Source organism: Aerosakkonema sp. BLCC-F183, from assembly GCF_041929145.1.
Classification (GTDB): domain Bacteria; phylum Cyanobacteriota; class Cyanobacteriia; order Cyanobacteriales; family Aerosakkonemataceae; genus Aerosakkonema.
This window is the reverse complement of sequence record NZ_JBHFNU010000025.1, coordinates 20,074-36,146: the sequence shown is the minus strand read 5'-3', so window position 1 is coordinate 36,146 and position 16,073 is coordinate 20,074. Positions and strand designations below refer to the sequence as shown.

The window sequence follows — 16,073 nt, the reverse complement described above, 5'->3', positions numbered from 1 at the left end:
CAGGTGTGATTTACTAATTAGATATCCACTGAGTAACTGCTGCGAGGTCTAAAATTTCAGTAACTTGGCCTTTGATGACAGCGATCGCATTAACTCCCGGACGACTTGTCGCGGCAGTAAAAGTCAGTTTTTCCATGACAATATCGAGGATGTGGCTGACTGCTAATGCCACTGTCTGCCCGTTTGAGCAAGACACGACTATCATTTGCAGAAGTTGGTTTTCCAGTAAGGATGAGTTGGAATTATTAGTTCTGGTAGTTGCTCCCTTTTTTTTGGTACAAGATAATCGCTGAGGACTAAATACACTAGCTAAATCAATCAGCGGCAGAATGCGATCGCAATATTGAACGATCGTCAAATCGCCTACTTTTTCCACAGCCGTAATGGGAATTTCTTCTAAACGCAAAACCATTGACAGCGGAATAGCCATGCGACTCTTAGGCAAACCTTCAAACAGTAACAGCATTTCTCGCCCATCATCTGTCTGTTGCTCGGATACGCCTTCCTGTTCTAAGCGAGCTTTTGTTTGTGCTTTGGAAAACACACCAGAACGCTGCGCGATGCTACGCACATCTAAAATCAAAGCAACTCTTCCGTCTCCCAGAATAGTTGCTCCGGCAAAAGCAGGTGTATCTTTTAGCAGTTTCCCTAAAGGTTTAACCACAATTTCTTGAGTATCGTCGATCGAATCTACCACTAAACCAAAATGTGTATTGGCTTGCACGACAACGATATTCACTACTTCATCTAGAGATTGTAGATTTGATTTTTGTTCTTGATTTTCTAATTGAAGTTCTCGATTTAAGTAAACGAGTGGTAATAACTTACCTCGCAAACGATATACGGGAGTTTTGTGAATGTATTCAATGCCTCGCTTAGCTTGTTCTCCTTCCAAACGCACCAATTCTGCTAAACTCATTTGCGGAATCGCGTAGCGATCGCCTGCACTGGTAACAATTAACGCCGGAATAATTGCCAGCGTTAAAGGAATCTTGAGCTTAAACACAGTACCTAATTTGCGTTGGCTGGAAATTTGAACCACACCCCCGACTTTTTCAATATTGGTTTTCACCACATCCATACCGATTCCCCTTCCGGATAAGCGAGTCACTTCGTCAGCCGTGGAAAACCCTGGCAGGAAAATTAAGTTGATGGCTTCACTGTCACTCAAACGATTAAACTGTTCGCCAGTAATTAATCCCAAGGTTAGTGCTTTGTTTTTGAGTCGTTCTGGATCGATGCCAGCACCATCATCGATAATTTCAATATTTACGTAACCGCTTTCGTGGAAGGCATACAAGCGCACTTGTCCTGACTCGGGTTTGCCGGACAGTTTCCGCACATCAGGCATTTCAATTCCGTGGTCAACACAGTTGCGAATGATGTGAGTGAGAGGATCTTTGATTGCCTCGATGATAGTTTTGTCGAGTTCGGTGTCTTCACCTTCGATCTCGACTTGCACTTGCTTCCCGGATGCGATCGCCATATCCCTGATCGCACGCGGAAACTTACTCCAAATCGTGCTAATCGGCTGCATCCGAGTTTTCATTACAGCTTCTTGTAACTCGCTAGTGACGCGATTTAATTGTTGAGACGCTGCTTCAAATCCTGCTTCATCCTGGATGGAGTTGAATTGCAAAATTTGGTTGCGAACTAATACCAGTTCTCCCACCAGATTGATCAACTTATCTAATAAGTTGATGTCTACTCGAATCGAGGGCACGGTTTGAGCTGCTGCTAATGGTGTGGGTGCTTCCTCACTGTTGACTTTGCCATTTTTGACCCATTTATCATATATAGAGGGTTTTGTCAAATCTGGGATTTGCGTATAATTACTGGGTACTGAAGGCGGTGTACTGAGAGAGTCCGCAACGTTTTCTGAATTTAGCGCTATAATTAAATGCTTATCTTCATACGCTGTGTGCTGTAAATCATTTAGTCTTTGAATCAGTTCCGAGTTGTCAGAGTCACTCTCTTGTCCGGTGGCATTAATGCAGATACAGCTTTGATGAATGGTATCGACGAGTTGCAGTAAGGTGTTGATAATTTCGATATTTAATATTAATTCCTCATCCCGCACGCGACTGAGCAAATTTTCCCCAGCGTGGGTGAGCGCTTCCAGCTTGCCAAACGCCATAAAGCCGCAGTTTCCCTTGATAGTATGCAGGGAACGGTAAATCCGGACGAGCAAATCTTTGTCTGTGGGATTTTGTTCTAAATCAACTAGATCTCGCTCGATATGGCCGAGATTTTCGTAGTTGTCTGCTAAAAATGCTTTGATATCTTCATCCATATTGATTTATAAATAAAGCTCAAAAAAATTGTGAATAACTTGTGCAAAAATTGCCTTCACTTTCTCTAAGATAGATTTGGCAATGGTTTCAGCCTCTTCTGAGCGTCATTCAATTTTGGATGAGATGATTGTCCATCAGACGTTCATCGGGCGTTTGATATATTTTTGATAGTTAGATATCTGTATTATACAGAACAAACAAAGTAATGTTCTGAGTGATTTAGGTAAGTGCTTTAAAGTATCAGTAATAATACGTAATCTACCTAAATAAAGTACCGTATTAATACTCGATATAAATATATATAAATCGTGTTAGAAATAAGTAGTTGTTTTCAAGTTGGAGCGAGCAAAAATTTAGGCTAATCTCAATAGCTACTACTAAATAATAGGAGAATTTAATGCCTTTAATTCTAATGATTGATGATGCAGCCTTTACGCGCCGGATGCTGCGTAAAGCATTGACAGCAGAAGGTTATGAAGTCCTGGAAGCAACTAATGGACAAGAAGGACTAGAGATGGCGGCAATCCACAAACCGGACTGCATTTTAGTTGACCTACTAATGCCCGATATCGATGGCTTTGGGGTATTACAAGCAATGCGCGATCGCCGATCGACTATCCCTGTCATTGTAGTGAGTGCAGATATTCAAGTAGGAGTTCGACAACGCTGTATGGAATTGGGGGCTGCGGGCTTTCTGAACAAACCAGCCAAACAAGAAGAATTGCGCCAAAAAATTACGCAAGCTTTAGCGTACACTCAGGAGATGGCGCAATGAACTTAAAGCCCAGTCAGATTGATGCAATTCAGGAACTGCTTAATATTGGTGTGGGTCGTGCTGCCAACGTACTCAACGAGATGTTAGATGCTTACATTCACTTGCAAGTCCCTTACATTAAAATTAAATTGCCCCAAGAATTGCAACGAGAAATGCAAACCAGTTTCGGCAGGGGACGGGTAGCTGCGGTACGCCAAGATTTTTCAGGATCGTTTTCGGGCATTGCAGAGCTAGTTTTTCCTACAGACAGCGCTTGTATGCTAGCTGCTATCCTGACGGGTGAAGAACTGGGAACGCCAGACTTGGATGCGGTGAGAATTAGTACCTTGAGTGAAGTTGGTAACATCTTAATTAATAGCGTTATCGGTTCTATTGGCAATTTAATCAATCGCAACCTTGAGTACGAACTTCCCTATTATATTGAGGATACAGTCGAGAATTTAATCCATTTCCATAATCGGGTGATTCCCACTACAGTTTTATTAGCGCAAACTCAATTTACCATAGAACGATTTCAAATTCGGGGGGATATTATACTGATATTTGAATTAGGTTCGTTTGACTTGTTGATGAGTGCGATCGAAGAAGAAGTCTACGCCTACAAATAACTGGTTAGACAGTAATTGAAAAAGTAAAATAAATCATTTTAAGAAATATACATGGCTTTAACTAACGAATACAACGCGATCGCCGCCTTATATGTCTCCTCTATTGCTCAACTAAATCTATTCTGTTTGAACCGGACAAAACTATCAAAAACAAGAAAAAATGATTTCAGAAATCACCCATGAACGACATAGAAGAATTAGCGGAAAAATTTAGTGTTCTCGATCGAATTCCTATAGGTATATGCGTACTTAGGGAAGATTTTACAGTGCTGTATTGGAATCGCTGCTTGGAGAATTGGACTAATATCCCCAAGCAAGAAATACTGGGAACTGATATGATCGAACGTTTTCCTCACTTAAAGGAAACGAAATATGCTTCTCGTCTCAAACAAATTTTTGCTGGGGGGCCACCAACCCTTTTCTCTTCCCAACTCCATAAGCACTTTATACCCGCATACTTACCTAACGGACAGCAGCGAATTCAGCATACTACTGTTACCGCCGAACCTGCACCTGAAGGAGGATACTATGCTTTATTCTCCATCCAAGATGTTACGGAACTCACCCAACGAGTTCAGGACTATCGCATTATGAGAGACCGGGCACTGACAGAAGTGAAAGAACGGCAGCAGACAGAGAAGGCACTGCAACAAGCCAAAGACCAATTGCAAGTAGTTTTAGATGCTGTACCGGGATTAGTTTCTTGGATTAGTTCCGATTTGCGATATATGGGTGTAAATCGGCATCTGTGTACTGCATTTAATCGTCCTCCAGAAATTTTTATCGGTCAAGAAATTGGCTTTTTGGAAAGCAGTAAGACCTTTGCAGAATTCATGAGTTATTTCATGCGTGGTGACGATAAATCTGGTAGTAGAGTGATCGATGCCAACATTAATGGGGCGATCCGAAATTACTTAATTGTTGCCCAAAAGTACCAGCAAGGTGAAGCCGCAGTTGCTGTAGGTATCGATATTACAGATCAAAAACAGATCGAACAACAACTGAAAGCATCTCTGAAAGAAAAAGAACTGCTTCTTAAAGAAATTCATCATCGAGTCAAGAATAATTTGCAAATAATCTCTAGTTTGTTGAAATTGCAATCTGAATGCAGTAACGATCCAGAAATTGCATCGCTTTTGAGTGACAGCTATAACCGCGTTAGGTCAATGGCTCTGATTCATGAAAAACTATACCAATCTGAAGGTATTGCCCTAATTGATGCTGGTGATTACATTACAAGCTTAGCCAATAATCTAGTACGTTCTTACAGATTGTTGTCCGAGTTTATTGATTTGGATATTAAATTTGAGCCAATATTTTTCGATGTAGACACTGCTATTCCTTGCGGCTTAATCATTAATGAATTGGTTTGTAATTCTTTGAAATACGCCTTTACTAATGGGAAAGCAGGAAAAATAAGCATAAAAATTGCTCTCATTGAAGAAAGTAAATTTTTATTAGAAGTCTATGATAATGGCATAGGTTTGCCGCCAAATTTCGACCTTGAAGAAAGTAAATCTTTGGGGTTACAGCTAGTTGTCAATTTAACTAATCAGTTAGATGGAGATATTGAAGTTCATTCGGAGGCAGGTACGCACTTTAAAATTACATTTCCTTTCAAACGTAATGATTGCAGACTCCCCAGTCTGCCTTAAGTAAGAAGCTCGTCAAGAGCCCAGAAGATAAAGCTCTATAATCGATAAAGCCATGCAATCCAGCGATTTTTATTTAAATTTACCAGACTTAGAGCAGGCTATACATCGTCATCCCGTTATCGTAGCTCCCGATACGCAGTTAGTAGATGTGATATCTCTCATGGGACTCTCATGTACCAGCCAATATACTATCGGGAGCGATAATTTAAGAGATACTTCTGGAGTAAGGTTAAATATTGCCGCCCCAGCAGTCGGTATGGAAGAACAAATCGATATGCCATCCGGCACGCTGCGCGATCGCCATTATGCTGTAGTAATGGAAGCTTCGCGAGTTTTAGGGATATTCGCCGAGCGAGATATAGTGCAGTTACTGGCATCTGGGAATAGACTCCAAAGCCAAGTTAAAATTGCTGAATTGATTAAGCCGCCGATATCGACCTTGAGTCTGTCAGATGCAGTCAATATTTTTACACCTGTATTATTTTTTCGTCAGAGTCAAATTTACTATTTACCAATTCTAGACGAGAGGAAGCAACTGTTGGGAATTGTCACTCCCACAAGCATTCTCCAAGCCTTAAAAACCACGAATCTGTTCAAACTCGGTACAGTAGGCGAAGTGATGAACACCCAACTAATCTGTGCCGATCGAACAGCATCCGTAGAGAAGATTGCCCAACTGATGACAGAATATCGCGTTAGTTGTGTGGTAATTACAAAAGAGGTAAGGAACGAAGCAAATAATGCTGTTTCCGGTAGCCTTTCATCCATTCCGGTAGGAGTTGTTACTGAGCGACAAATTATACAAGCTTGGTGCGTAGGGATGGATTTAGCCCAGACACCAGCTGCATCGGTAATGAGGAGATTGGGACACGAGCTAAACCCGGAAAACTCTCTGCTTTATGCTTATCAGCAAATGCAGATCGATCGCATGGAAATGCTGTTAGTTCGAGAGCGTCAGAGTGAGAGTTCAGCAGTGCAATTGGGAATAATAACAGAGATGGAATTGTTGAGTTCCCTAGAACCAGTGCAAATCTACAAACGGCTGAAACGTACCCAGCAATCGGTTTCCAAGTTGCAAGCCGAAAAAGCCGAACTGCTGCGCCTGCGAAACGCCGAACTGGAAAAGGAAGTGGAACGGCGCACGGCGCAACTCCAAGAAGTTCTTGCGACAGTTGAGCGACAAGCTAAACAAGCTACTTTGCTCAATCAAATCGTCCACGCGATGCGAGGAACGCTGGCTTTGGATGAAATTATCCAAATCGCCGCGAATCAACTGCATTCCGCGCTCAATGTCAGCCGTTGCCTGATTTTTCGACCGGATGCCGATCGCGAGTTGGGAATTCGTTATGTTTCCGAGGCTACGTCGGAAGGCAACAGTTTAATAGGTATACACTGCGGGTTTTATCGCCGTTACGACAAAGAGTTAGCGCAAGGAGAATCGCTCGTTTTTGCTCGGATCGATCGGGGCGAACCGCCAGAAATTCTGGAAGCTGTAAAAACGTGCAACATCCGCGCTCTTATGATTGTGCCGCTGATATATCAGCAGTCGTACTTGGGCGGAATTAGCTTAAATGAATGCAAGGGAGAACGGGAATGGACAGAGGAGGAGGTAGCCTTTGTCAAAGCGATCGCCGATCATTGCGCGATCGCCATCCATCAAGCCGAACTTTACGAGCAACTTCAAACCCAACTACAAGAACGTCAAAAAGCAGAAGCTGCTCTGCAAGAAAGTAACGAATTATTCCGGCAGCTAGGGGAAAATCTCCACCAAGGCTTTTTTGTCAGAGACCCCCGACAGAACAAATTACTTTATGGCAGTCCTGCCTTAGACAAAATCTGGGGCGGCTGTATAGATGTATACAATAACCCCACACAATTTTTGGATGCCGTTCATCCAGAAGACCGCGATCGCGTTATCGCTGCGGTGGAATCGCAGATATCCGGACAACCTTACGACCAAGAATATCGGATTATCCGACCGGATGGACAAACCCGCTGGGTTTTGACTCGTGCTTTTCCCCTCAAAAATGAGGGGGGAGAAATTTATCGCGTCACAGGGATTGTCGAAGACATTACCGATCGCAAGCTCTCAGAAGTAGCTTTGCGAGAACAACAGCAATTTCTGCGAACAGTAATCGATACCAATCCTAATTTAATCTTTGTTATAGATCGGGATGGTAGATATGTCTTAGTTAATCAAGCCTGTGCCGATACTTGGGGCATGACTGTGGAGCAAATGGTCGGTAAAAAAATTAGAGAATTTAACAATAATCCAGCCGATGTAGAGCGGTTGAGGCATGACGATATGGAGGTGATGACCACCTTAAATACAAAATTTATTGCCGAAGAAAGCGTGACAATATGTACAGGAGAATTACGCTGGTTTCAAACAGTCAAAACACCGCTTTTATCTGAAGATGGTAAAGCTTATAAATTGCTTTGTGTTGCCACCGATATCACCGCTCGCAAGCTGGCAGAAGCAGAGGTGCAACGCTCGCAGCAAATGTTGCAAATGGTGATGGATAATATCCCGCAATTTATATTTTGGAAAGACAGTAATTCAGTTTATTTAGGTTGTAATTATAACTTCGCACGAGCGGCTGGTTTTGATAATCCACAGCAAATTGTGGGTAAAACAGACTACGACTTGCCCTGGAGAGAAGAGGAATCGGATTGGTATCGCGAGTGCGATCGCCGGGTGATGGAAAGCAATACATCCGAATATGACATCATCGAAACCCAACTGCAAGCAGATGGCAAACTATGTTGGGTGGATACAAACAAAGTTCCTCTCCTAGATGCAAATGGAAATGTAATCGGCATCTTGGGAACTTATGAAGACATTACTGAGCGCAAGCAAGCAGAAGAGGCGCTGCGGGAAAATCAAGTAATTTTTGCTGCTATTTTTAACAATAGCTATCAATTTACTTATTTGCTAAAGCTGGATGGCATCTTGTTACAAGCCAACCAAACCGCCCTTGATTTTGTCGGTCTTCAAGCCACTGAAGTAATCGGTCGTCCCTTTTCGGAAACAAAATGGTGGACAATTTCCAAAGCCACCCAGAAAAAACTCAGAAGGGCGATCCGCACCGCTGCCAAAGGCCACTTTCTTCGTTATGAACTGGAAATGCTCGGTACTGGCGAGCAAGTAATCACAACAGACTTTTCCCTCAAGCCTATTTTTAATGAAAAAGGAGAAGCCATCCAGCTAATTGCAGAAGCCAGAGATATTAGCGCTCGCAAACGTGCCCAAGCAGAACTGCAAAAACTCAACGAAGAATTAGAAACAAAAGTGCAAGAACGCACGCAAGAACTACTGTGGAGTCTTCAACAAGTAACCGTCGAAATTTCCGAACGCCAACAAGCAGAAGCACAATTACAGCAGAGTCAGGCACACTTACAGGCAATTTTAGATAACTCTCCGGCGGTCATTTATGCACACGACTATCGGGACAGATATTTGTTGGTTAACCATCAGTTTGAAAACTTGTTTAATTTGAAGAAAGAAGAAATTGCTGGCCAAAGTATTTACGATTATTGGCCCTGCGAAATAGCCGATGCCTTTGCAGTAAGCAATCGCCAGGTAATAGAAGAAGGAAAAGCCGTAAAAGTTGAAGAAGTTGTTCCTCATGAAGACGGGTTGCATACCTACATTACTGTTAAGTTTCCTTTAAAAGATAGAAATGGAGTGATTTATGCCATTTGTGGCATTTCTATGGATATTACCGAGCGCAAACGGACAGAAGAAGCGCTCAAAGACAGTGAAGAGAAGTTCCAAAAATTAGCAGCCAATGTGCCGGGGATGCTTTATCAGTACATCCTTCGTACTGACGGTTCTCAAGCATTGCTTTATGCTAGTCCGCGTTGTCGCGAAATCTGGGAACTAGAACCAGAAGAAATGCAAGCGGATTTCCAGAAAAGCTTTGAGATGATTCATCCTGATGATGTGCAGTCTTTATACCATTCAACTGTTATTTCGGCTGAAAGTTTGCAACCGTGGCAGTGGGAAGGGCGCATTATTACACCATCCGGTCATCTCAAGTGGATTGAAGGCATTTCTAGCCCGGAAAAACAAACCAATGGCGATATTATTTGGGATGGTTTATTTATTGACATCAGCGATCGCAAACTTGCCGAAGAAGCACTCCGCGAAAGCGAGTCGCGGTTGGCACTGGCGCTGGAAGCGGCGCAAATGGGGACTTGGGACTGGGATATGAAAGCCGAGCGAGTCGTTTGGTCAGAAAGGACTGAATTCATTTTTGACCTTGCACCTGGTTCTTTCCCCGGAACTGCAGAAGCATTTTTTAGCTGCATACATCCAGAAGATCGCCCCGCGTTAGAACAAGCGATTCAACTTGCCATTGAAGAGAGAACATCTTACAGCATAGAAACCCGCATTATCTGGCCTGATGGTACTGTACGTTGGCTCGCCTGTATCGGCAATATTATCTGCGAAAGTAACGGAGAGCCAGATCGGATGACAGGGGTAATGATGGATATTACCGAACGGAAGTTGGCAGAAGAGGCGTTGCAGGAGAGTGAGTGGCGGCTGCGGATGGCCCTCAACGCTGCCCAAATGGGGACTTGGGATTGGGATATCGAGACAAATAACATATTATGGTCAGAGCAAACAGAAGTAATCTTTGGCTTTGTTCCCGCTTCTTTTACTGGAACTTATGAGACTTATATAGACCGGGTTCACCCTGACGATCGCCACTACCTCAAGGCTACAATTACTGACACCCTGAAAGAAAAAATACCCTATAGCATCGAACATCGCGTCATTTGGCCTGATGGCTCTATCCGCTGGGTTGCCACTAAGGGTGATATTATCTGCGATCGGACAGGTCAACCGATCGCAATGAGCGGTGTGGTTATGGATATTACCGATCGCAAGCAGGCGGAAGCAGCATTGCGAGATAGTGAATTCAAACTTCGCACGATCGTAGAAAACAGTACCGATGCTATTTTTATCAAAGATAAAAACGGTCACTACATATTTATTAATAGATCGGGGGCCAAATACTTAAACTGCTCGATCGAAGCAATTTTAGGCAAACGAAATGAAGATTTTCTGACCGCAGAAAGCGAACGACAAATTCGCGAATTCGATGGAATAGTCATGTCAAGTAACATGGCTTGGACTTGTGAAGAAATTTTCGAGACGAATGAAAGCAAACGTATTTTCTTATCTACTAAGTGTCCCTATCTTTCCGCAGAAGGCGAGCTGCTGGGTATCGTTGGTATATGTCGCGACATTACCGAAAGCAAACAAGTAGAGGAAAAGATGCGAAGGCACTTAGCTGCGGTGGAGGCAGCAGGAGATGGGATTGGCATCGTTAATGCCGCAGGCGAATACATCTACATTAACCAGTCTCACGCCAAAATTTTTGGCTACGAAAGTGCTGAAGAACTGATCGGTAAAACTTGGCAAGAGTTATACTACGAAGATGAATGTAAGCGCATTCAAGGAGACATCATCCCCATCGTGATACAACAAGGTAAGTGGCAAGGAGAAGCAACTGCCAGAAGAAGCGACGGCACCACATTTGCACAGGAACTTTCCCTTACCTTAGTTGCAGATGGAGGACTGATTTGCGTTTGTCACGATATTACCGAACGCAAACAAACAGAAGAAAAGTTGCGCTTAACAGATAGAGCGCTTGTTGCTAGCAGTAACGGTATTATTATCTCAGATACCAAACAACCGGATAATCCTGTCATTTATACCAATCCTGCTTTTGAGGAAATGACCGGTTACTCTGCGGCTGAGGTAATCGGACGAAACTGTCGTTTTCTACAAGGTAGCGATACAAATCAACCGGGTTTGGAAAAACTGCGGGCTGCGATTAGGGAAAAAACTACTTGTAAAGTTGTGCTGCGGAACTACCGTAAAGATGGCAGTTTGTTCTGGAACGAATTAAATGTTTCGCCAATTTATGATAGCAATGGCATTCTCACTCACTACATTGGTATCCAAAACGATATTACGGAGCGCAAGCTAGCCGAGGAGGAACTACAAACAAGCACTTCCCGGCTATCAGCCCTGATTGAAAATTTACAGATGGGGATTTTAGTTAAAGATGAGTTTAACCAAGTCGTCACGATCAATCAAGCATTTTGCGATATTTTCAATATTCCCATTGTACCTGCTGCTTTAATCGGAGCCGATTTTTCTACTTTCTACGAAGATTTTCAACAAGTTTTTGCAGACCCAGAGAAATTTATCCAGCAGCATCTCCAAATATTAAACTCCAGGCAAATAGTCACCAACGAAGAAGTTACAATGGTAAATAGTCACATCTTTGAACGGGATTACGTACCGATTTTCGTAAGAGGAAAGTACAGCGGACATTTATGGATGTATCGAGATATTACCGAACGCAAACAAGCAGAAAATCACATCAGGGCATCTCTTAAAGAAAAAGAAGTTTTGCTTAAAGAAATTCACCATCGAGTCAAAAATAACTTACAGGTAATTTCTAGCCTACTCAAGCTTCAGTCTGCGTACATAAAAGATGAACAAGCATTAACTTTATTTACAGAGAGTTATAACCGGATTAGGTCGATGGCTCTCATCCATGAAAAGCTGTATCAATCAGAAGGTTTATCAAGGATTAATGCTTCTGAATATATTAACGAAATGGTGCGAAATTTGGTGAATTCTTATAAAGTTTATGCAAGTTCTGTTCAATTAGGGATTGAAACTGAAGAAATGGAAATAGATATCGATACAGCAATTCCTTGCGGTTTGATAATTAATGAATTAGTTACAAACGCACTAAAATACGCATTCAACGATAGAGAAATAGGAAAATTATGCGTTAATTTTTATCGACTCGATCGGGATAGTCTCCGCTTAGAAGTTAGCGATAATGGTGTGGGGTTACCCCCCGACTTTGACATTGAAGAAATTGACTCGCTAGGCTTACAGCTAGTTTACAACTTAACAGAACAACTGGACGGAGAAATCGCAATTGATTCATCTAGGGGCACTGCTTTTCAGATCACCTTTAGGAAACAAATCAGGGAGGAAAAATGACAGCGACAATTCTAGTAGTAGAAGATGAAGTAATTATTGGGATGGACATTAAAAATAGCTTAAAAAAATTAGGCTACCATGTTCCGGCTGTAATTGCTACAGGTGAAAAAGCAATTGAAAAAGCCGAAAAAATTCAACCGGATTTAATTCTGATGGATATTATGCTAAAAGGTTCGATGGATGGAGTAGAAGCGGCAGACAAAATTCGCCATCTTTTCAATTTACCTGTGGTTTTTCTGACTGCCCATACCGATGCCAAAACTTTAGAACGAGCTAAAGAAGCTCAGCCGTTTGGATATATAGTTAAACCATTTCAAGAAAAAGATTTACACACTACTGTGGAGATTGCTTTAGCTAGGTGTAAAGCCGAAACAGAAATTCGCAAAGCTCTAGAAAAGGAAAAGGAACTTAACGAACTCAAAACTCGTTTTGTTTCTATGGTTTCCCATGAATTTAGGACACCAATGTCCACAATTTTGTTTTCTTCTGACTTGCTGGAAATGTATTTAGACGAATGGTCGAGGGAGAAGAAGCTAACTCATGTTCATCGGATTCAATCTGCTATCCAACGTATGATCGAAATGTTAGATGAGATTTTGGTGATTGGAAAAGCAGAAGCCGGTAAACTGGAATTTAACCCCAGTCCGATTAATTTAGAAAAGTTTTGTAAGGAATTAGTAGAAGATATTGAAGTATTCGATCGAGAAAAACATCCGGTCGAAGTCAATATTAAAGGCAACTTCAACGAGACCATTATGGATGAGAAATTACTGCGTCATATTTTGAGTAATTTGTTGTCAAATGCTGTTAAATATTCGCCAGATAAGAGCCCGATATTCTTTAGCGCTACTTGCGAAAACAACGAAGTTTTATTTGAGATCGAAGATTTCGGAATTGGCATTCCTATAGAATCTCAAAAAAGTTTGTTTGAAACCTTTTATAGAGCCCCTAATGTCGGTACAATCCCAGGCACAGGATTAGGGTTAGCAATTGTAAAAAAATCTGTTGAGTTACATGGAGGTACTATTACGGTACAGAGCGAAGTAGGCGTGGGAACGAAATTTACTGTAAAACTTCCCATGAGATAGTTGTGATAATCTTTTAGTTGAGTTAGGATTAAAATAACTCACAAAAGGTCAATAGTTAAACAACAAAAAAGTTTTTTAAATAAAATTATGCAACCAACAAAAATTTTGGTAATTGAAGACGAAGAGTTTGTGCGAGCTAATATTTTGGATATTTTGGAGTGCAAAGATTTTGATGTTGTGGGGGCAAAGAATGGTGAAGAAGGAATACGCGAGGCACAAAAGGAAATACCTGATTTAATTCTCTGCGATATCATGATGCCTGATATGGATGGTTATAGCGTCTTAACCGAATTACAGCAACAGCCAATAACGGCAGTTATTCCGTTTATTTTTCTAACTGCTAAAACAGAACGGGAAGATCTACGTTTGGCAATGGAACTGGGAGCTGATGATTATATTACCAAGCCGTGTACTGCAACTGAATTACTGAGCGCGATCTCCAGCAGACTCAAAAAACAAGCTATCTACATCGAGCAATATCAAGAGCAACGAAACAAAGCTAGAAGTTTACAAAGAAGAGTCCAAGATCTCCAAAGACTTAGTAACAGTAAAGAAGAGTTATTGCAGAAACTTTCTCAAGATTTACGGGATCCATTATCTAACATCACGATGGGGATTCAAATGCTCAAATTAGCTCCATCGGAGCAAGCACGCGCTCACTATCTAAAAATTTTGCAACAAGAGTGCGCCCGTGAAATAGCCATTCTCAATCAATTAACCAGTTTGCAAGATTAATTAATTCCAAAAATATGTCAAATCAAAACACCTTAATTTCTACAACAGCCAAGCCGGGTACGAAAATCTTAGTCATTGAAGATGATGAGTTGATTCGAGCGAATATTATAGATATTTTAGAGGCGCAAAGGTTTAAGGTTATTGCCGCCCAAAATGGTCGCTTGGGTATATCTTTAGCTCAAGAGATTCTGCCAGATCTAATTCTTTGTGACGTAATGATGCCCGAACTAGATGGTTACGCTGTTCTCGCAGAGTTACGTCAAGATCCTTTGACAGCAGTAATTCCGTTTATCTTTTTGACTGCATTGGCGGATAGAGCTAATACTCGCAAGGGTATGGAACTAGGGGCAGATGACTATCTAATCAAACCGTGTAAACCACAGGAATTGTTAAATGCGATCGCTACTCGACTCGCCAAGCAAACTATTATTACTGGAGTTTATACTACTGCCCTTAAGCAAGCATCACAACAACTGAATAAATCTCGAAAATATGATAGTTTAACCGAGCTACCGAATCGACTTTTACTAGAAGAGCGCTTTAATCAAATTCTCGCTTGGAATTTATCTCATAAAAAACGATTACCAGCCGATTCTAAACAGCTTATTTCTATTTTGTATTTGAGTTTGGATAGGTTTGAAAAAATCGTTGAGTTTTTGGGCCATTCAAGTTGCGACTTATTACTAAAAGCTGTGGCCGATCGTTTACATAAATGCGTTGAGGAAACCAATACAATAGCTCGCTTAAATACGGATGAGTTTGCCATTATTATAGTAAGGCCACAAACCAAAAAAGGAATTTCTAAAATAGCACAAACTATTCTAAATGAACTTTGTAAACCTTTCCTAATAGAACAGAATAGCAAACTTATAATCACTGCCAGCATAGGGATTGCTTTTTATATGAGTGATGGAGATAATTTAGAAAAATTACTGCTATCGAGTTATAAAGCTATGCTTAAATCGAAGGAAAACGGCGGAAATTTATACACATTTTATCGAAGCAGTTTTCAAATAATAACTTCCGAAAATCTCGCTTTACAGACTAGCTTAGGATATGCTTTAGAGAGAGAAGAACTTGAAGTATATTATCAACCTAAAGTCAGCCTACGTACTGGTAAAATTGTCGGTGCAGAAGCCCTTTTGCGATGGAATCATTCACAACTAGGGATAATCTCGCCTGCTAAATTTATTCCCATTGCAGAGGAAACCAACTTGATAGTTCCTATAGGTGAGTGGGTCTTGAAAAAAGCTTGTCAGCAAACAAAAATATGGCATAATGCTGGGTTCTCCGATTTGCGAATAGCCGTAAACATATCCGCACGGCAGTTCAATCAACCCGACCTATATTCTAGAGTCTACCAACTCTTAATAGAAACAGGATTAGATCCAAAATACCTTGAGCTTGAATTAACTGAAAGCGTACTTATGCAAAATACAGAAGTCAGCATTGTGAGATTGACGGCTTTTAAGGCGCTAGGAGTACAGATTGCCATTGACGATTTTGGGACGGGGTATTCTTCTTTGAGCTATCTACAACAATTTCCATTTGAAACGTTGAAAATAGACAAGTCTTTCATTGGCAAAGTTAATAGCGACCCTAAAACGAAGTCGATTACCAAAAATATTATACAGATGGCTCACGATCTGAAACTTAATTTAGTTGCTGAAGGGGTAGAAACCGAAGCAGAATTAAATTTTTTATATTATAATGATTGTGATGAAATGCAAGGTTATTTATTTGACAAACCTTTGAATGTGCGTGACTTTGAAGAAAGATTGTTAGCAGGAAAAAGTCTACAAATTTTGCCAGACAAATGCGATTTTGATTAGCTGTATGTAAATTATAGCTGTCGAAACGGAAGTAAATTTTATTT

The 16,073-nt window shown here is 41.3% G+C and carries 8 protein-coding genes; 7 read left to right on the top strand and 1 reads right to left on the bottom strand.

The window, feature by feature from the left end:
* Positions 1 to 13: 13 nt before the first annotated feature.
* Positions 14 to 2,293: a chemotaxis protein CheA gene (locus ACE1CD_RS07270; RefSeq protein ID WP_374822801.1), complete on the bottom strand. Its 2,280-nt coding sequence runs from the start codon at positions 2,291 to 2,293 to the stop codon at positions 14 to 16.
* Positions 2,294 to 2,691: 398 nt separating this feature from the next.
* On the opposite strand from ACE1CD_RS07270, the gene ACE1CD_RS07265 reads away from it, so the two are divergent.
* From ACE1CD_RS07265 to ACE1CD_RS07235, 7 genes are all read left to right on the top strand, one after another.
* Positions 2,692 to 3,069: a response regulator transcription factor gene (locus ACE1CD_RS07265; RefSeq protein ID WP_374794480.1), complete on the top strand. Its 378-nt coding sequence runs from the start codon at positions 2,692 to 2,694 to the stop codon at positions 3,067 to 3,069.
* Entirely contained in the window at positions 3,066 to 3,677 is a 612-nt protein-coding gene (locus ACE1CD_RS07260; RefSeq protein ID WP_374794479.1) for a chemotaxis protein CheC, read from the top strand. The genes ACE1CD_RS07265 and ACE1CD_RS07260 overlap by 4 nt, the downstream gene beginning before the upstream one ends.
* Positions 3,678 to 3,856: 179 nt before the next feature.
* Positions 3,857 to 5,332, top strand: coding sequence for a histidine kinase dimerization/phosphoacceptor domain -containing protein (locus ACE1CD_RS07255; RefSeq protein WP_374794478.1), 1,476 nt, complete (start codon positions 3,857 to 3,859; stop codon positions 5,330 to 5,332).
* Between the two features lie 52 nt (positions 5,333 to 5,384).
* Entirely contained in the window at positions 5,385 to 12,374 is a 6,990-nt protein-coding gene (locus ACE1CD_RS07250; protein ID WP_374822798.1) for a PAS domain S-box protein, read from the top strand.
* Positions 12,371 to 13,462 carry an ATP-binding protein gene (locus ACE1CD_RS07245; RefSeq protein WP_374794476.1) on the top strand — a complete coding sequence of 364 codons (1,092 nt, stop codon included), beginning with the start codon at positions 12,371 to 12,373 and terminating at the stop codon, positions 13,460 to 13,462. The genes ACE1CD_RS07250 and ACE1CD_RS07245 overlap by 4 nt, the downstream gene beginning before the upstream one ends.
* An 87-nt stretch (positions 13,463 to 13,549) precedes the next feature.
* Positions 13,550 to 14,197, top strand: coding sequence for a response regulator (locus ACE1CD_RS07240; RefSeq protein WP_374822795.1), 648 nt, complete (start codon positions 13,550 to 13,552; stop codon positions 14,195 to 14,197).
* Positions 14,198 to 14,211: 14 nt separating this feature from the next.
* Positions 14,212 to 16,029 carry a putative bifunctional diguanylate cyclase/phosphodiesterase gene (locus tag ACE1CD_RS07235; RefSeq protein WP_374822793.1) on the top strand — a complete coding sequence of 606 codons (1,818 nt, stop codon included), beginning with the start codon at positions 14,212 to 14,214 and terminating at the stop codon, positions 16,027 to 16,029.
* Positions 16,030 to 16,073: the final 44 nt, after the last annotated feature.